The following is a 16866-nucleotide window of genomic DNA, read 5'->3' as shown; positions in this document are numbered from 1 at the left end:
GAAACGGAGACGGACGGGGCTGCCGATAAACGGGGCCGGAGCCGTCTTGCCAAGAACAGGACAAGAGCATGCAAGAACCCCTCAATAACTCTTACCCGGTGCTGCCGCTGCGTGACATCGTGGTCTTTCCCCACATGATCGTGCCGCTTTTCGTGGGCCGCGAGAAATCGGTCCGGGCGCTGGAAGAGGTCATGCAGGACGACAAGCAGATCCTGCTGTCGAGCCAAGTCGACCCGAGCGAGGACGATCCGACCGCCGACGGGATCTATCGCACCGGGGTGCTGGCCAACGTGCTGCAGCTGCTGAAGCTGCCCGACGGCACCGTCAAGGTGCTGGTCGAGGGGGTGGCGCGCGTGCGCATCACCGATTACCTCGAGAACGAGGACTTCTTCGAGGCGAAGGCCGAGTACCTCAACGAGATGCCGGGCGACGCCGCCACCATCGCCGCGCTGCTGCGCACGGTGACGGACGAGTTCGCGCGCTACGCCAAGGTCAAGAAGAACATCCCCGAGGAAGCGCTGTCGGCCGTGGCCGAGAGCGAGGAGCCCGCGAAGCTGGCCGATCTCGTGGCCGGTCACCTCGGCATTGAGGTGGCGCAGAAGCAGGAGCTTCTGGAGACGCTGAGCGTGAGCGAGCGGCTGGAGAAGGTCTATGGCCTGATGCAGGGCGAGATGAGCGTTCTGCAGGTCGAGAAGAAGATCAAGACCCGCGTCAAGAGCCAGATGGAGCGCACCCAGCGCGAGTACTACCTGAACGAGCAGATGAAGGCCATTCAGAAGGAGCTGGGCGACGGCGAGGACGGCGAGGGCGAGATTGCCGAGCTGGAAGAGAAGATCGCCGAGACCAAGCTGTCGAAGGAGGCGCGCGAGAAGGCCGAGGGCGAGCTGAAGAAGCTCAAGAACATGAGCCCGATGAGCGCCGAGGCGACGGTCGTTCGCAACTACCTCGACTGGATGCTGAGCATTCCGTGGAACAAGAAGAGCCGGGTCAAGAAGGACCTGAGCCGCGCCGAGGAGATCCTCGACGCCGATCACCACGGGCTCGAGAAGGTCAAGGAGCGGATCGTCGAGTACCTGGCGGTTCAGCAGCGTTCCAAGAAGCTGAAAGGCCCGATCATGTGCCTTGTCGGCCCTCCTGGCGTGGGCAAGACGTCGCTCGGCCAGTCGGTGGCGAAGGCCACGGGGCGCGAGTTCATCCGCATCAGCCTTGGCGGCGTGCGCGATGAAAGCGAGATCCGCGGGCACCGCCGGACCTATATCGGCTCGATGCCGGGCAAGATCATCCAGGCGCTGAAGAAGGCCAAGTCGACCAACCCGCTCATCCTGCTCGACGAGATCGACAAGATGGGGCAGGACTTCCGCGGCGACCCGGCAAGTGCCATGCTCGAGGTGCTGGACCCGGAGCAGAACTCGACCTTCGTGGACCACTATCTCGAGGTGGAATACGACCTGTCGAACGTGATGTTCCTGACCACGGCCAACAGCTACAACATGCCCGAGCCGCTGAAGGACCGGATGGAGATCATCCCCCTGGCCGGCTACACCGAGGACGAAAAGCGCGAGATCGCCAAGCAGCACCTTGTTCCGAAGCAGATCAAGAACCACGGTCTGAAGAAGAAGGAGTTCGAGCTGACCGACGAGGCGCTGACCGACATCATCCGCCTCTATACGCGGGAGGCCGGTGTGCGGAACCTCGAGCGCGAGATCGCCAAGGTGGCGCGGAAGGCCGTGACCCGGATCATCCGCAAGAAGGACGAGACGATCACGGTGACGCGCGAGAACCTGGGCGACTTCCTGGGCGTGAAGAAGTACAAGTTCGGCCTGGCCGAGGAGCGTGACCAGGTCGGTGTCGTGACCGGGCTGGCCTATACGTCGGTCGGCGGCGAGCTTCTGAACATCGAGGCGCTGCGCCTGCCGGGCAAGGGCCGGATGAAGACCACCGGCACGCTGGGCGACGTTATGAAGGAGTCGATCGATGCGGCCAGTTCCTATGTCCGGTCGATCGCGCCGGAAATCGGGGTGAAGCCGCCGCAGTTCGAGAAGTGGGATATCCACGTGCACGTGCCCGAGGGTGCGACGCCCAAGGACGGGCCGAGCGCGGGGCTTGCCATGGTGACCTCGATCGTCTCGGTTCTGACGGGCATCCCGGTGCGCAAGGATATCGCGATGACCGGCGAGGTGACGCTGCGCGGCAACGCGCTGCCGATCGGCGGGCTGAAGGAGAAGCTTCTCGCGGCGCTTCGGGGCGGTATCAAGACCGTACTGATCCCGCGGGAGAACGAGAAGGACCTGACCGAGATCCCCGACAACGTGAAGGAGGGGCTGAAGATCGTGCCCGTCGATCACGTGCGCGACGTGCTGAAGCTGGCGCTGGTGAAGACGCCGGAGCCCGTCGATTGGGACGAGGCCGCCGAGGAGGCCGCCGCGGCCGAGGCCGCGCGGAAATCCGGCGAGGGGTCGGGCGCGGTGGCGCACTGATCCTTCGGGTTGATGAGAGTTGGGAAAGGGCGTCCTGCGGGGCGCCCTTTCTTGTTGGGGGGCGGTGGGTTGTCACCCACCCTGCGGGGCATGGTGGCCCGCCCCGGGCCTGGGGTCTGGCAAGCGCCCGGAGGGACGGGGCACGTATCGGCGGGACAAGCCGGTTGCGGCGTGGTTTAAGGGCGGCGACCAGCCAACCCGGAGCCGCCGTGATGAAGACCGTACACCTGACCCATGACTATCCCGTTGCGCCCGAACGGCTGTGGGCCCTGGCCACGGATTACGATGCGCTGGCGCGGGTGATGGAGGGGGTTGTCACCTTCGAGGGCCTGCCCGGGGGGCGGGTGCGGGAGGGGCAGAAGATCGACGTCATGGTCTCGCTGTTCGGGAAGCTGCCGAAGCAGCCCTATCGCATGGAGGTGCTGGAATGCGATGACGACCGGATGGTCCTGCGATCGTCCGAGAAGGGGGCGGGGGTGAAGGCGTGGCGGCACACGATGCGCGTGACGCCCACGGCGGAGGGCAGCCGGCTGACCGACCGGATCGAGATCGAGGCGGGGCTGCTGACCGGGCTCTTCGCGCTTTGGGCGCGGTACCTCTACGGCGCGCGGCACAAGCCGCGGCTGCGGTTGCTGGAGACGGGGGCGTTCTAGGGTGTGTCGGAGGCCCGGCGCGCGGAACGGCTTCCGCGCGCTATGGGGTGTCGTTGTCGCGGCGCCCCTGTCAGGGCGCCGGTGTCATTGCGCCAGTGTCAGAGCGACGGGCCGAGGATGATGGCGATCACCGCCACGGCCGCGATCAGCCCCTCGACATTCGAGGAATTGTCGACGGCGTCGACCATGACCACGTCGGGCGTGATGACCGTATCGTTCAGCGAGCCCGCGTGGGCGGTTCCAGCAGCCAGAAGGGCGGCAATTGCGGCGGCAGCCAATGTCTTTTTCACGGTATTCCCCCAATACTACATCTAGTCGGATTTAAAAAGCGAACCTACCACACGTCAACTTGCAGGTAGTCAAAAGACAAGAGAATCGGTAGGCTTGCCGCATAATTGAAGCAAATGAGGCACACCATGGCAGCGAGAACGGCCGGATCGGGCAAGTCCGGGTCTTCCACCAAGGCTTCCACGACGAAGAAACCCACCTCGACCAAGCCCGCAAGGGCCGCGACGAAGCTTGCACCCGGCAGCGCCTCGGCGGCCCGGGCGAAGGCGGAGACGGTGGAGACACCGGCCGAGAGCGGCGGCGCCGAGCTGAAGAAGCGCGGGCTGATCGACGAGGTGGTCAAGCGGTCGGGCGTGCGCAAGAAATTCGCCAAGCCGGTGATCGAGGCGATGATCGACGTCCTTGGCGAGGCGATCTCCGAAGGACGTGAGGTCAACCTGCAGCCCTTCGGCAAGATCAAGCAGCAGCGCACCAAGGACACCGCCAACGCCCGCATCACCGTGGCCCGCATCCGCCAGAGCAAGAGCGCGGGGCCCGCGCTCGACCCGGAAGACCGCGCGGATGACGATAATTCGAACGAGACGGTTGCAGAGACCGTGGAGTAGCGCTAAGAGACGCGGCGGCGGGTGATTAGCTCAGTGGTAGAGCGCTTCGTTCACATCGAAGATGTCAGGAGTTCGAATCTCTTATCACCCACCATTTTCCCTTGATTTGAAGCGGGTTGCACGATGGCGGAGTTGCCCCCGATCTGGTTTCTGCGCCATGGCCAGACCGAATGGAACCTGGAAGGGCGGCTTCAGGGGCACAAGGATTCGCCGCTGACGGCGCTTGGCCGGAGCCAAGCGGCGCGGCAGGCGCGGATATTGCCGGACATATTGGAGCGGGTGGCCGAGGGGGCGGGCGGGTGTTTCGCCTCGCCGCTGGGCCGCGCGCAGGAGACGGCGCGGATCGCGCTGGCGGGGCGGGATTTCATGACCGATCCGCGACTGGCGGAGATCGCGACGGGCGACTGGGAAGGCCGGCTGCGGGCCGAGGTGGCGACGGGCGAGGGCGACCTCTTCCTCTATGCCGGGGCGCCCGGCGGCGAGGGGCTGGACGCGCTTCAGGCGCGGGTGGCGGCGTTCCTGGCCGAGCTGAAGGGCCCCAGTGTGGTGGTGTCGCACGGGCTTCTGGGCAAGGTGCTGCGGGGGCAGGCCTGTGGGCTGGACGCGCAGGGCATGGATCGGCTGAGCAACCTTCAGGGCTGCGTCTATCTGCTTGAAAACGGGGAAGAAACTGTGCTTGAGGCGCCGTAGCGCCGGGGGCCTCAGAGCGTGAGCAGGTATTTCTGCATCCCCTCGACCACGAGCGTGCCGTCCTGGTTGTGGATGGTGATGGCCAGCTCCATCACGCCGGTGGTCTTGCCGGGGGTGAGGGCGGTGATCTCGAAGGCGGGGTAGAGCGTGTCGCCGCAATAGACCGGGGCGAGGAAGCGGCTGGACTGTTCGAGGAAGCCGATGAGGGCGTCGCCCATCTCGTGCGCCAGGGGCGAGGCACCGATGGCGGCCTGGATGAGCGTCTGGTAGCCGTGGGCGTAGAGTTCCGGGTGGCCTCGGCGTTTCAGGTAGGCGCGGTCGTAATGGATCGGGTGGTTGTCGCCGGAGGCGGCCTGGAAGGCCGCGAAGATTCCCTCGGTCATGGTGCGGGAGGCGGCGCGGAACACCTCGCCGACGCGGAACGCGGCGAAGGGGCGGGGCGTGTGTGTCCAGTGGGCGGCGGGGTCGAAGCTCATGGCCGCCATGAAGGCGCGGGGCGGCGCGGCTGTCAATCGTCACCTTGCCACTTGCGCGCCCGCGCCGGTCTTTGTATGAGGCGCGTCACGGGGTCGTTAGCTCAGTTGGTAGAGCGCTTCGTTTACACCGAAGATGTCGGGAGTTCGAGTCTCTCACGACCCACCATTTTCCCCTTTCTTTCTGCTTTTCCCCGCGTTTCGCGCGGAACAGTTGGGCCGTGTCGCAGGTTAAGATGACCGGAGGGTTAACGCCCCGGTCCGGGCGCTGAGGGCGGGCCGCGCACGGCCTGCTGGTCAAATGCGAATTCCATGCTGTATGCTGCCTTTCATTGGGGATCTTCGGCATGGTTCGGGGATCGAGCGAGGCATTGCACGCGATTGATATTGACGAGGCGGCCGGCGGTTTTCCGGGAGGGTCGCTGCGACATTGAGGAGACTTGATGGGGAAGAGACTGACGCCCGGGAGCGGCACCTGGACCGAGAGGCTGGCAGCCATCCGGAAATGCCTTGAAGACGCGCCCGAGGGGGCGTTGCGGCCGGAGGAGATGGCCCTTCTGGAAGATTGGTACACGGCCTGTGACGACCCCGAGCAGCGGCGGCGGCTGGGTCAGATCATGCACGCCCTGGGCCGCGGGGAGTGAGCGGGGGCGCGGCGGGGAAGAAAAGCCGCGAATTCGGTGTTTCGGGTGCTTGACGGGGCCGGGCCGCGGGCCTAAGAAGCGCAGACGCTTGGGGCGGATGCCCCGGGTGCGCAGCGGGCGGTTGTAGCTCAGTTGGTTAGAGTGCCGGCCTGTCACGCCGGAGGTCGCGGGTTCGAGCCCCGTCAACCGCGCCATCGCTGCATTTGGTTAATTTCCGGAAAATTCGGGTGATTTGGGCCGCGTCGCGAAATGTGGGGCAGGGCCCTGTTTTTCTGCGTTTTGCGACGTCGGTATAACGTCGGTATTTTGTCGGTATCGCGTCGGTGCCGTGGGCGGGGCCTGAAAGACGCGGGCGAGGTGATATTTGGCGATTGACGGGCGCGGCGGGCTGGCGTAAGACGCCCCGCACGCGGTTGTAGCTCAGTTGGTTAGAGTGCCGGCCTGTCACGCCGGAGGTCGCGGGTTCGAGCCCCGTCAACCGCGCCACTTTCCCTTCCCTTGAAAATTCGCGTTAGCTCGTCAGCCCTTTCGGGCCGTGTCGCTTGCGTTGAAGAAGGTCGCGAGGGCGGTTGTGGTTTCGGCCGGGCTGGTGTCGGGGAAGAAATGGCCGCCGGGGATGGCGGCGGCCTGCATGTCGGTGCATTTCTCCTCCCACGTGGCCGGCACGTCGAAAGCTTTGGCCATCGCGCCTTGTGCGCCGTAGAGCACCAGCGTGGGGCAGGTGACGCGGGCGTCGAGATCGGCGGCGTCATCGTGGACATCATGCGAGAGGGCGGCGCGGTAGTCGTTGCACATGCCGCGGATGGTGTCGGGCTTGCGCCAGGCGGCGCGGTAGGCCGCCAGTTGATCCTCGTAGAAATCCGAGAGTTGCGCGCCGCCCCAGCCGAGCAGGCAGGAGTGGTAATAGGCGTCGGGATCGTGGCCGATCAGGGTTTCGGGGAAGGGCTCGGGCTGGGCGAGGAAGAACCAGTGGTAATAGGCCTGTGCGACCTCGCGTTTTAGGGGTTCCAGCAGGGTGTGGGTGGGGACGATGTCCATCACGCAGAGGCGGGTGACGGCGTGGGGCGCGTCGAGCGCCAAGCGGTGGGCCACGCGGCCGCCGCGGTCGTGGCCGGCCACGGCGAAGGTTTCGTGGCCGAGGTGGTGCATGAGGGCGGTCTGGTCGCGGGCCATTTCGCGGAAGCTGTAGGCGGCGGGGTCGGCGAGCTTGCCGCTTTCGCCGTAGCCGCGCAGGTCGGGGCAGATGACGCGGTGGGTTTGCGCCAGTTCGGGGGCGATACGGGCCCAGAGCGCGCGGGTCTGCGGGAAGCCGTGGAGGAGCAGGAGCGGCGGGCCGTCGCCGGCTTCGGACCAGGTGATCTGCGTGCCGTTCAGTGGGGCGGTGTGGTCGGTGAAGCCGGGGATGGTCATGGGGTGCTCCCGTTGTTGCTGGTGAAACCTCACGCTCTCTCCCTACGCTGAAGGAATGACTCGATCCAGATGAGCGGGAACCGCGCGTATTTCATGATTGTGGGGCACAGCGCGGCGCCGGGCGAGCGCCGGCCCGTGGGGAGGCGCTGCAACGGTATTGGCTGCCGCTTTATGGTGCCGCGTACATTTTCCTTATGAACGTCACGATACACCGCCAAAGCGCCTGCCCGTGGGGACGGGCCGGCGCTCGCCCGGCGGCCTTCGGCCTCGATTCCGGGCGTGTGCCAGTTTCGTCCGCAGGTGCGCGCCTACGACCCCGCCAGCTTGTCCAGCACCCGGGCCCAGCTTCGGATGCCCTTGTGAAAGCTCTCGACGTTGTATTTCTCGTTGGGCGAGTGGATGGCGTCGTCGTCCTGGGCGAAGCCGATGAGCATGGAATCGAGCCCGAGGATGTCCTTGAAGAAGCGGGTCACCGGGATCGAGCCGCCCATGCCGGAGAAGACGGCCTCGCGGTTCCATTCCTCGGACAGGGCCTGGCGGGCCTGTTCGAACTCGGGCCGGTCGATGTTCATGACCGAGGCGGGGGAGCCGTCGAGATCGTTGTCCCAGGTGACGGTGGCATCCACCGGCAGGCGGTCTTCGACATGCTTGCGCAAGGCCTTGCGGACATGGTCGGGGTCCATGTCGCCCACGAGGCGGCAGGTGAGCTTGCAATGCGCCTCGGCCGGGATGACGGTTTTCGAGCCCGCGCCCTGGTAGCCGCCCCAGAGGCCGTTGATTTCCAGCGTCGGGCGGGCCCATTGCTGGACGAGGGTGGAGTAACCCTGTTCGCCGTGGGGCTGGCTGTAGCCGACGGAGGAGAGGTAGGTCTTCTCGTCGAAGCCGCAGTTTTCCCATTGGCGGAGGAGCTCGTCGGGCACCTCCTCGACACCGTCGTAGAAGCCTTTGACGGCGACGCGGCCGGTGTCGTCGTGGAACGAGGCGATGATGCGGGCGATTTCCCTCAGCGGGTTGAGGCCAGGGCCGCCGTAATGGCCGGAGTGGAGGTCGATCCTGGGCCCGTGGAGGGTGAATTCGTCCTTCAGCATCCCGCGGAGCTGGGAGGCGATGGAGGGGACGCCGGGCGAGACCATGGAGGTGTCGCACACGAGCGCGATGTCGGCGGAGAGCTCTTCGGCGTTGTCCTTGAGGAAGGGGACGAGGGAGGGGGAGCCCGATTCCTCCTCGCCTTCGAAGAAGAAGGTGATGCGGCAGGGCAGGGTGCCGTTGACCGCCTGCCAGGCGCGGCAGGCCTCGACGAAGGTCATGAGCTGGCCCTTGTCGTCGGAGGCGCCGCGGCCGCGGATCACGCGGCCCTGCTCGGTGTCCTGGATCTCGGGTGCGAAGGGGTCGGTCTTCCACAGCTCCAGCGGGTCGACGGGCTGCACGTCGTAATGGCCGTAGAAGAGCAGGTGCGGGCCGCTGTCGCCGACATGGCCCACGACCATCGGGTGACCGGGGGTTTCGCGTTTTTCCGCATTGATGCCAATGCTTTGCAGGTCGGCGACAAGCCAGTCCGCGGCGCTCTGGCAGTCGGCCTTGTAGGCCGGGTCGGTCGAGATCGAGGGAATGCGCAGGAGCGCCATCAGGCGGTCGAGGGCGGCGGGCATCTCGTCGTCAATGCGCGTCAGAACGGCGTCAATCGGCATGGAAGTCTCCGGATCATCTGCTATATCGGCGGGACCGTAACAGGACGCGGGGCGCTGTCCAGCGGGTTGACATAGGTCAAGGCGGGAGGGCGTGACGATTTGTTACCTGTTGTCCTGTAAAGCGCCATCTTATATGCATCTTACGGACATGCATATAGAATATTGAATATGTCGTGCGGCGCGCGACCTCGGCCCCGGACCGGATTCAGATGGGACCGAAGACTGCCAAGGAGGGGATCCGACGTGGACTATACGGCCAAGCTGGACGAGGCGATCGGGCGCCTGCATGACGAGGGCCGGTATCGGACCTTCATCGATATCGAGCGCAAGAAGGGCCAGTTCCCGCATGCCACCTGGCGCCGGCCGGACGGGTCGGAGACGCCGATCACCGTCTGGTGCGGCAACGATTACCTTGGCATGGGCCAGCATCCGGTTGTCCTGGAGGCGATGCACGAGGCGGTCGACGCCACCGGCGCGGGCAGCGGCGGCACGCGCAACATTTCCGGCACCACGATCTATCACAAGCGGCTTGAGGCGGAGCTGGCCGATCTGCACGGCAAGGAAGCCGCGCTCTTGTTCACCAGCGCCTATATTGCCAACGACGCCACGCTCTCGACCCTGCCGAAGCTGTTTCCCGGGCTGATCATCTATTCCGACGAGCTGAACCATGCCTCGATGATCGAGGGGGTGCGGCGCAATGGCGGGGCGAAGCGGATTTTCCGGCACAACGACGTTGAGCATCTGCGCGAGCTGATGGCGGCGGACGATCCGGATGCGCCGAAGCTGATCGCGTTCGAGAGCGTCTACTCGATGGACGGGGATTTCGGCCCGATCGAGGCGATCTGCGACCTGGCCGACGAGTTTGGCGCGCTGACCTATATCGACGAGGTTCACGCGGTCGGCATGTACGGCCCCCGCGGCGGCGGCGTGGCCGAGCGGGACCGGCTGATGCACCGGCTGGACATCATCAACGGGACGCTGGCCAAGGCGTTCGGCGTGATGGGCGGCTATATCGCGGCCAGCGCGAAAATGTGTGACGCCATACGGTCTTATGCGCCGGGCTTCATCTTCACGACCTCGCTGCCGCCAGCGGTGGCCGCCGGCGCCGCGGCCTCGGTCGCGCATCTCAAGCGGGACCAGGCGCTGCGCGACCTGCACCAGGAGCGGGCGAAGATCCTGAAGACCCGGCTGAAGGGCATGGGCCTGCCGCTGATCGACCATGGCAGCCATATCGTGCCGGTGATCGTGGGCGACCCGGTGCATACCAAGAAGCTGTCGGACATGCTGCTGGACGGTTACGGCATCTACGTGCAGCCGATCAACTTCCCCACCGTGCCGCGCGGGACGGAGCGTCTGCGCTTCACCCCCTCGCCGGTGCACGGCCCCGACGAGATGGACCACCTCATCCGCGCGATGGACGAGCTGTGGAGCCACTGTGCCCTCAATCGTGCAGAAATGTCGGCATAATATCGCGCCGCGTCGCGGAAACGTGATGCGACGGGTGCAATATATATTGCGTTGTGGTAACCTCTCATAAACAAAAAGAGCGGGTTCCGAATCGTCATTTCGGGTAACAGGCAATGGGTTGTAAGGGGCAGGTTGCATGGCCATACGCCGGAGCAAAACGGCTGATCCTCTTGTAAATGCGGAGAAACCAAGGGGTTTCGATGCCTACGACGTGCGTCTCGGGGACAAGATGCGCGGCGAACGGGCGACCCTTGGCAAATCGCTGCTGGACGTGGAGCGGGAAATCCGCATCCGCGCCTCCTATATTGCCGCCATCGAGAATGCCGACCCCGATGCCTTCGACACGCCCGGATTCATTCCCGGATACGTGCGCTCCTACGCGCGCTATCTCGGAATGGACCCGGACGCGGCTTTTGCCGATTTCTGTGCCGAGTGCGGGTTTTCCGTGGCGCATGGCATGTCGGCCGGCGCTTCGAGCATCCGCAAGGCGGACGAGAAGCCGCGCCGCAACGCCACCCCGAAAGACCCGCTGATCGCGCCGTCGACGCCGTTCCTGCCGGCGCGCGAGACCATGTTCAGCCAGATCGAGCCGGGCGCCATCGGCTCGGCGCTGGTGCTGGTCGCGCTGATCGCCGGGATCGGCTATGGCGGGTGGAGCGTTCTGAACGAGATCCAGCGGGTGCAGTTCGCCCCGGTCGAGAACACGCCCGACGTGCTGACCGATCTCGATCCGCTCGACGCCGCGGTGAGGACCCCGGCCCAGAGCGAGGACCCGACGCGCAGCGCGGGCGTCCTGCCGCCGGTGTCCGAGGAGGGGCTGGACCGGCCCTATCGCCCCGAGGCGCTTGACGTGCCGGTGATGGTGGCCCGCGATGCGCCGATCTCGACCCTGAACCCCGCCGACGTGGGCACCTTCGTGGCCGAGCTGCCCGAGGCCGACCGCCAGTCGGACCAGGTGGACCGCAACGCCATCGAGAACGCCATCGCCAGCGCGGTGGAAGGCGTGGGCGACGTGGTGCCGGTGCTGGGCGCCAGCACCCCCGGTGCGAACACGCCCAAGGTCGTGGCCGACCCGCCGCCCGGCGTACGGCTGGTGGCCGTGCGGCCGGCCTGGGTGCGGGTGCGCGCCGCCGATGGCAGCGTGGTCTACGAGGGCATCCTGAACGGGGGCGATACCTACAGCGTGCCGGTGACGGAAGAGCCGCCGACCCTGCGGGTGGGCGAATCCGGTGCGGTGTATTTCGAGGTGGCGGGCAAGCATTACGGGCCGGTGGGCCCCAACGGCTCGGTCACGTCGGACCTTGCACTGGCGGCCGAGGGGCTGACCGAGCGCTATGACGTGGCCGACCTGAGCCAGGATCGCGACCTGTCGCGCTACGTGGCCCAACTCGAACAGTCGGACGTCACGCCGCAGGAATAATCCGGCCTGCCCGCATTGCGACCGTGCTTTCGGGTACTTATGATTCCACCTGACGAAATATCCGAACAAGCGGGGCCGACCTGATGTCGCTCAATGAAATCCGCCCGTGGCGCAACATCTACCGCCGGGAGAGCCGGCAGATCATGGTGGGCAACGTGCCGGTGGGGGGCGGCGCACCGATCAGCGTGCAGACCATGACCAATACCGACACGTGGGACGTGAAGGCCACGGTGGCGCAGGTGCAGGCCGCCGCCGAGGCGGGCGCGGATATCGTGCGGGTCTCGGTGCCGGACGAGAAGAGTTCGAAGGCGCTGAAGGAGATCGTGCGGGAAAGCCCGGTGCCGATCGTGGCGGATATCCATTTTCACTACAAGCGCGGGATCGAGAGCGCCGAGGCGGGCGCCGCTTGCCTGCGGATCAACCCCGGGAATATCGGGTCGCAGGAGCGGGTGCGCGAGGTGATCAGGGCCGCGCGTGATCATGGCTGTTCGATGCGGATCGGGGTGAATGCCGGGTCATTGGAGCGGCATTTGCTGGAGAAATACGGCGAGCCGACGCCGGACGCGATGGTGGAGTCGGGTCTCGACCATATCAAGGTGTTGCAGGACAACGATTTTCACGAGTTCAAGATCAGCTGCAAGGCGTCGGACGTGTTCATGGCCGCGACCGCCTACCAGATGCTGGCCGACCAGACGGACGCGCCGATTCACCTCGGGATCACCGAGGCGGGCGGGTTGATGAGTGGGACGATCAAGTCGGCGATTGGCCTTGGCAACCTGCTGTGGATGGGGATCGGCGACACGATCCGCGTGAGCCTGTCGGCCGATCCGGTGCAGGAGGTGAAGGTCGGCTACGAGATCCTGAAATCGTTGGGGCTGCGGCACCGGGGGGTGAACATCATCTCCTGCCCGTCCTGCGCGCGGCAGGGGTTCGACGTGATCAAAACGGTCGAGGTTCTGGAAGAGCGGCTGGAACATATCAAGACGCCGATGAGCCTGTCGATCATCGGCTGCGTGGTGAACGGGCCGGGCGAGGCGCTGATGACCGATGTGGGCTTCACCGGCGGCGGGGCCGGGTCGGGGATGGTGTACCTGGCCGGGAAGGCGAGCCACAAGATGTCGAACGACCAGATGATCGACCATATCGTCGAGGAGGTCGAGAAGCGCGCGGCGGAGATCGAGGAGGGCGAGGCGGAGCCTCAGGCGGCGGAGTGATGCAAGCCCGGAATCAAGCCGCGCTTTAGCGCGGCGCCGGGCAGCGCCCGACCGCCCGGACGGGCGGGCGCTTCTGCAACGGGGCCATGTCGAGCCACCGTCGGATGTGGGCGGCACGATAAATCAACCAGCACAAGCGTAGGCGCGCCCACCCGCGGTCGGGCGCTGCCCGGCGGGCTTGGCCCTAAATGCCGGGCAGGATTACCGCCGCCTCACGAGTCGGCGCGGATCTCGGCGGCGATCTCTTCCATCTGCTCGCGCGGGACGTAGCCGCGCAGCATCTGGTCGCCCATCACGAAGGAGGGCGTGCCGGAGAGGCCCAGCGACTTGGCGAGCTGGTGGTTCTCGGCGATCACCTCGGTCACGTCGGGGCTGTCCATGTGGGCGAGGATGGCCTCGGTGTCGAGGCCCAGCGTCTCGCCCATGCGGGTGAGGGCGGTCTCGTCGATATCGCCCGAGAAGGAGATCAGCGCGTCATGGGCGGCCTTGTAGGCCTCGTCGCCCGCGATCTGCTTGGTGGCGATGGCGAAACGCGAGGACATCATGGATTGCTCGCCCAGGATGGGGAACTCCTTGATAACGAAGCGGATATTGCCGTCGAACTCGACGAGGTCGTCCACCTCAGGCGCAGCCCGGCGGCAGTAGCCGCAGCGGTAATCCATGAACTCGACCAGCGTCAGATCGCCCTCGGGATTGCCGCCGACCCAGGAATGATCGTCGTTGAAGATCGCCTCGGCGTGGTCGGCGATCATCTGCACGTCGGATTCGGCCTGGGCCGCGGTCTCGCGCTGTTCCAGCACGGCGACGGCTTCCATGATCACCTCGGGGTTTTCGAGCAGGTAGTCGCGGATCTCGGTGCGGAAGGCGTCACGCTCGGCATCGGTCATGTTCTCGAGGTCGAGGGCCTGCGCGGGCAGGGCGAGCGTGGCCATGGCGGCCAGCGCGGGCAGAAGGGGGCGTGTCATGAAGCGGGTCTCCGTCTTGCTGGTCAATTGGTGTTTCGTCATTTCGCTCTTGAAGGTGCGGCCGGTGGCGGCAAGCCCCGGCCGGAAATCGGAGATGATGCATTGACGGCGCGTCTCTTTCCGGTGCAACCCAAGGCTCGAATACGTGGCGCAGTCTAGGGATAAATCCATGCGGAACTCAAGCCGATCGGGCGTCGATCCCTTTATCGTGATGGACGTGATGGAAGCCGCCCGCAAGGCCGAGGCGGCGGGGCGGCACATCATCCACATGGAGGTGGGCCAGCCGGGCACGCCCGCGCCCGAGGGCGCGCGGGCGGCGCTGGCCGCCGCGATGGGCGAGGAGGCGATGGGCTATACCGTGGCGCTGGGGCTGCCGGCGCTGCGGGCGCGGATCGCGCGGCTTTACGGCGAGTGGTATGGCGTCGATCTCGACCCGAACCGGGTGATCGTGACCTCGGGCTCGTCGGGGGCGTTCATCCTGGCCTTCACCGCGCTGTTCGACACCGGGCAGCGGGTGGGGATCGGCGCCCCGGGCTATCCGAGCTACCGGCAGATATTGCGGGCGCTGGACCTTGTGCCGGTGGATATCGAGACGCGCGAGGCCAACCGGCTGCAGCCGGTGGCGGCGGACCTGGAGGGGCTGGACCTGTCGGGGCTGATGGTGGCGAGCCCGGCGAACCCCACGGGGACAATGCTGGGGCGAGAGGATATGGCCGCGCTGATGGAGGCGGCGGCGGCGCAGGGGGCGAGCTTCATCAGCGACGAGATCTATCACGGGATCGAGTATGAGTCGAAGGCGGTGACGGCGCTGGAGATCAGCGACGAATGTTACGTCATCAACTCGTTTTCCAAGTATTTCTCGATGACCGGCTGGCGCGTGGGCTGGATGGTGGTGCCGGAAGATCATGTGCGGGTGGTGGAACGGCTGGCGCAGAACCTGTTCATCTGCCCGCCCCATGCCAGCCAGGTGGCGGCGCTGGCGGCGATGGACTGCAGCGAGGAGCTGGAGGCGAACATGGATGTCTACCGCGCCAACCGGCAGTTGATGCTGGATGGCCTGCCGGCGGCGGGGTTCGACCGGATCGCGCCGCCCGATGGCGCCTTCTATGTCTATGCGGATGTGAGCCACCTGACCGATGACAGCCGGGCCTTCGCGCAGGAAATCCTGGAGAAGGCGGGCGTGGCGGTGACGCCGGGGCTGGATTTCGACCCCGTGCGGGGCGGCGGGACGCTGCGGTTTTCCTATGCGCGCAGTACGGCGGATATCGCCGAGGGGCTGAGGCGGTTGAAGGCGTTCATGGGGCGCTGAGGCCGCGGGCGCCTGTGTTTTGGGGCGGGCGTCGGGATTTGGATATTTTTACCAAGAAGAAGCGGGGGGTGGTGCGTGGATTGCGGGCGTGTCGGTTGGGGCGCGGTTGGGGAATCGAGTATTTCTGGAAAAGTGAAAGCGGGCCGGGCGGCGGGGTGCGGCAAATGGTTTTTCGGGCCTTGCGGGGCGCGTGGGCTGTGGGCAAGGGGGCCCGCTTGGTGTATGCTGACGGGCAAGCAAGACCGGTAACGGCGGAAGAGCAGGATGATCAGGATTTGTCTGGCGCTGGTGATCTGCGCGATGGGCCTTGGCGCACATGCGCAGGGGCGGGAGCTGACCGCGCTGGCGCGGGTCGAGATGGCGCAGACGCGCATCGACGATATCGGCGGCGGGCTGCGGGTGCGGCTGGGGCTGAGCCAGGGCGTGCCGTTCCGGGTGTTCACGCTGGACGAGCCGGCGCGGCTGGTGATGGATTTCCGCGAGGTGGACTGGCGCGGGGTTGATCCCAAGTTGGTCGACTGGGCCGACGGGGCGAAGGCCGTGCGCATGGGCACGTTCCGGCCCGGGTGGTCTCGGATGGTGGTGGACATGGCCGGCCCCTTCGCGGTGGAAACAACGGAAGCGAAGACCGACCCCGCCAGCGGCAGCGTGCAGATCGAGGTGGTGCTGCGGGAGGTGCCGGAGGAGGACTTTGCCCGCACGGCCGGCGCGGCGCCGCTGCCGGGATGGGATATCGACCAGCCCGGCCTGCCGGCAGTGAAGCAGGCGCGGCAGACCGGCGAGGAGAAGCTGCTGGTGGTGCTGGACCCCGGTCATGGCGGGATCGACCCCGGCGCCGAGAATGACGGCGACAACGAGAAGGAGCTGATGCTGCGCTTTGCCAAGGAGCTGCGCGACGAGCTGTTGCGCGCCGGCGGCTTCGACGTGGCGCTGACGCGGGAGGAGGACAAGTTCGTCTCGCTCGAGCGGCGGGTGGCGATCGCCCACAAGCTGGAGGCGGACGTGTTCATCTCGCTTCATGCCGACGCGCTGAGCGAGGGGCGGGCGACAGGCGCCACGGTCTATACCCTGTCCGACAGTGCCAGCGACAAGGCCAGCGCCGCGCTGGCCGAGCGGCACAACAGGGCCAATATTCTGGCCGGCGTGGACCTGACCGAGAGTGACGACGTGGTGGCGGACGTGCTGATGGACCTGGCCCGGATGGAGACCCAGCCGCGCGCCGACCAGCTGGCCCGCGCGGTGCGGCTGGGGATCAAGGAGCAGGGGATCGCGCTCAATACGCGGCCGCTGCGCTCGGCCGGGTTCTCGGTGCTGAAATCGCCGGACATCCCGTCGATCCTGATCGAGCTGGGGTTCCTGTCGAGCCGCAGCGACCTTGACCATCTGCGCGACCCGGTGTGGCGCGCCGCCATGGCCGCCGGCATACGCGACGCGCTGGAGGCGTGGCGGATCGCCGATGCCGCCGCCGCCAAGCTTGTCCGCCAGTAGGCGGAGGGGTGCCGGGCCTGACCCGATTGTGTTTTGACGGGCTTTCGCCCGCCGCTTATAGGAATGCCTAACTTG

At 66.3% G+C, this 16866-nt stretch carries 15 protein-coding genes and 4 tRNA genes; 14 read left to right on the top strand and 5 right to left on the bottom strand.

Annotated elements, in window-relative coordinates; genetic code table 11:
- Positions 1–68: 68 nt before the first annotated feature.
- Both lon and ACO07J_RS11930 read left to right on the top strand, forming a co-directional pair.
- On the top strand, positions 69–2477 hold the full coding sequence (gene lon, locus ACO07J_RS11935; RefSeq protein WP_422029101.1) for an endopeptidase La: 2409 nt from the start codon (positions 69–71) through the stop codon (positions 2475–2477).
- A 212-nt stretch (positions 2478–2689) separates the two neighbouring features.
- A complete protein-coding gene (locus ACO07J_RS11930; RefSeq protein WP_422029099.1) occupies positions 2690–3130 on the top strand; it encodes an SRPBCC family protein in 441 nt (146 codons plus the stop codon).
- 98 nt (positions 3131–3228) lie between these two features.
- Here the strand turns inward: ACO07J_RS11930 and ACO07J_RS11925 are convergent, their stop codons facing one another.
- Complete coding sequence (locus ACO07J_RS11925; RefSeq protein ID WP_300894131.1) at positions 3229–3420, bottom strand: hypothetical protein; 192 nt, start codon at positions 3418–3420, stop codon at positions 3229–3231.
- A 126-nt stretch (positions 3421–3546) separates the two neighbouring features.
- Here ACO07J_RS11925 and ACO07J_RS11920 point away from each other — a divergent pair, with 126 nt between their 5' ends.
- The 3 genes from ACO07J_RS11920 to ACO07J_RS11910 all read left to right on the top strand — a co-directional run bounded on the left by ACO07J_RS11920 (position 3547) and on the right by ACO07J_RS11910 (position 4713).
- Positions 3547–4023: an HU family DNA-binding protein gene (locus tag ACO07J_RS11920; RefSeq protein WP_422029097.1), complete on the top strand. Its 477-nt coding sequence runs from the start codon at positions 3547–3549 to the stop codon at positions 4021–4023.
- Positions 4024–4042: 19 nt separating this feature from the next.
- Positions 4043–4117, top strand: a tRNA-Val gene (locus ACO07J_RS11915).
- A 29-nt stretch (positions 4118–4146) separates the two neighbouring features.
- Complete coding sequence (locus ACO07J_RS11910) at positions 4147–4713, top strand: histidine phosphatase family protein (protein ID WP_422029095.1); 567 nt, start codon at positions 4147–4149, stop codon at positions 4711–4713.
- An 11-nt stretch (positions 4714–4724) separates the two neighbouring features.
- Here ACO07J_RS11910 and ACO07J_RS11905 read toward each other — a convergent pair whose 3' ends face one another.
- On the bottom strand, positions 4725–5225 hold the full coding sequence (locus ACO07J_RS11905; protein WP_422029093.1) for a MaoC family dehydratase: 501 nt from the start codon (positions 5223–5225) through the stop codon (positions 4725–4727).
- A gap of 54 nt (positions 5226–5279) precedes the next feature.
- Between ACO07J_RS11905 and ACO07J_RS11900 the strand changes: the two genes are divergently transcribed.
- The 4 genes from ACO07J_RS11900 (at position 5280) to ACO07J_RS11885 (ending at position 6316) form a co-directional block, all read left to right on the top strand.
- Positions 5280–5355: transfer RNA gene (locus tag ACO07J_RS11900), tRNA-Val, on the top strand.
- Positions 5356–5629: 274 nt separating this feature from the next.
- The gene (locus ACO07J_RS11895; protein WP_422029091.1) at positions 5630–5830 is read left to right on the top strand and encodes a hypothetical protein; all 201 of its coding nucleotides are present in this window, start codon (positions 5630–5632) and stop codon (positions 5828–5830) included.
- Between the two features lie 117 nt (positions 5831–5947).
- A tRNA-Asp gene (locus ACO07J_RS11890) sits at positions 5948–6024 on the top strand.
- Between the two features lie 215 nt (positions 6025–6239).
- Positions 6240–6316, top strand: a tRNA-Asp gene (locus ACO07J_RS11885).
- A 33-nt stretch (positions 6317–6349) separates the two neighbouring features.
- Here ACO07J_RS11885 and ACO07J_RS11880 read toward each other — a convergent pair.
- Positions 6350–7240, bottom strand: coding sequence for an alpha/beta fold hydrolase (locus ACO07J_RS11880; protein ID WP_422029089.1), 891 nt, complete (start codon positions 7238–7240; stop codon positions 6350–6352).
- Between the two features lie 308 nt (positions 7241–7548).
- Entirely contained in the window at positions 7549–8928 is a 1380-nt protein-coding gene (locus tag ACO07J_RS11875; protein ID WP_422029087.1) for a dipeptidase, read from the bottom strand.
- 243 nt (positions 8929–9171) lie between these two features.
- Between ACO07J_RS11875 and hemA the strand changes: the two genes are divergently transcribed.
- The 3 genes from hemA to ispG all read left to right on the top strand — a co-directional run bounded on the left by hemA (position 9172) and on the right by ispG (position 13029).
- Positions 9172–10395, top strand: coding sequence for a 5-aminolevulinate synthase (gene hemA, locus ACO07J_RS11870; protein WP_422029085.1), 1224 nt, complete (start codon positions 9172–9174; stop codon positions 10393–10395).
- A 229-nt stretch (positions 10396–10624) separates the two neighbouring features.
- Complete coding sequence (locus ACO07J_RS11865) at positions 10625–11815, top strand: RodZ domain-containing protein (RefSeq protein ID WP_422029083.1); 1191 nt, start codon at positions 10625–10627, stop codon at positions 11813–11815.
- Positions 11816–11898: 83 nt separating this feature from the next.
- Complete coding sequence (gene ispG, locus ACO07J_RS11860) at positions 11899–13029, top strand: flavodoxin-dependent (E)-4-hydroxy-3-methylbut-2-enyl-diphosphate synthase (RefSeq protein ID WP_422029081.1); 1131 nt, start codon at positions 11899–11901, stop codon at positions 13027–13029.
- A gap of 212 nt (positions 13030–13241) precedes the next feature.
- Here the strand turns inward: ispG and ACO07J_RS11855 are convergent, their stop codons facing one another.
- Positions 13242–13994: a DsbA family protein gene (locus ACO07J_RS11855; RefSeq protein ID WP_422029079.1), complete on the bottom strand. Its 753-nt coding sequence runs from the start codon at positions 13992–13994 to the stop codon at positions 13242–13244.
- 169 nt (positions 13995–14163) lie between these two features.
- Between ACO07J_RS11855 and ACO07J_RS11850 the strand changes: the two genes are divergently transcribed.
- Positions 14164–15303: a pyridoxal phosphate-dependent aminotransferase gene (locus ACO07J_RS11850; protein WP_422029077.1), complete on the top strand. Its 1140-nt coding sequence runs from the start codon at positions 14164–14166 to the stop codon at positions 15301–15303.
- 264 nt (positions 15304–15567) lie between these two features.
- Positions 15568–16791 (top strand): N-acetylmuramoyl-L-alanine amidase, encoded by a 1224-nt coding sequence (locus ACO07J_RS11845; RefSeq protein ID WP_422029075.1) that lies wholly within the window; start codon positions 15568–15570, stop codon positions 16789–16791.
- The last annotated feature ends 75 nt before the right edge of the window (positions 16792–16866 follow it).

This window comes from Roseovarius sp., from assembly GCF_965228755.1.
GTDB lineage: Bacteria > Pseudomonadota > Alphaproteobacteria > Rhodobacterales > Rhodobacteraceae > Roseovarius.
Note: the sequence above shows the minus strand (reverse complement) of the source record. Positions and strands in the feature narration are given on the sequence as shown.

Excerpts from the sequence above, each read along its gene's own strand:
- lon (WP_422029101.1), top strand. The coding sequence starts at position 69 with ATGCAAGAACCCCTCAATAACTCTTACCCGGTGCTGCCGCTGCGTGAC.
- ACO07J_RS11930 (WP_422029099.1), top strand. The coding sequence starts at position 2,690 with ATGAAGACCGTACACCTGACCCATGACTATCCCGTTGCGCCCGAACGG.
- ACO07J_RS11920 (WP_422029097.1), top strand. The coding sequence starts at position 3,547 with ATGGCAGCGAGAACGGCCGGATCGGGCAAGTCCGGGTCTTCCACCAAG.
- ACO07J_RS11910 (WP_422029095.1), top strand. The coding sequence starts at position 4,147 with ATGGCGGAGTTGCCCCCGATCTGGTTTCTGCGCCATGGCCAGACCGAA.
- ACO07J_RS11895 (WP_422029091.1), top strand. The coding sequence starts at position 5,630 with ATGGGGAAGAGACTGACGCCCGGGAGCGGCACCTGGACCGAGAGGCTG.
- ACO07J_RS11880 (WP_422029089.1), bottom strand. The coding sequence starts at position 7,240 with ATGACCATCCCCGGCTTCACCGACCACACCGCCCCACTGAACGGCACG.
- ACO07J_RS11875 (WP_422029087.1), bottom strand. The coding sequence starts at position 8,928 with ATGCCGATTGACGCCGTTCTGACGCGCATTGACGACGAGATGCCCGCC.
- ACO07J_RS11865 (WP_422029083.1), top strand. The coding sequence starts at position 10,625 with ATGCGCGGCGAACGGGCGACCCTTGGCAAATCGCTGCTGGACGTGGAG.
- ispG (WP_422029081.1), top strand. The coding sequence starts at position 11,899 with ATGTCGCTCAATGAAATCCGCCCGTGGCGCAACATCTACCGCCGGGAG.
- ACO07J_RS11855 (WP_422029079.1), bottom strand. The coding sequence starts at position 13,994 with ATGACACGCCCCCTTCTGCCCGCGCTGGCCGCCATGGCCACGCTCGCC.
- ACO07J_RS11850 (WP_422029077.1), top strand. The coding sequence starts at position 14,164 with ATGCGGAACTCAAGCCGATCGGGCGTCGATCCCTTTATCGTGATGGAC.
- ACO07J_RS11845 (WP_422029075.1), top strand. The coding sequence starts at position 15,568 with ATGATCAGGATTTGTCTGGCGCTGGTGATCTGCGCGATGGGCCTTGGC.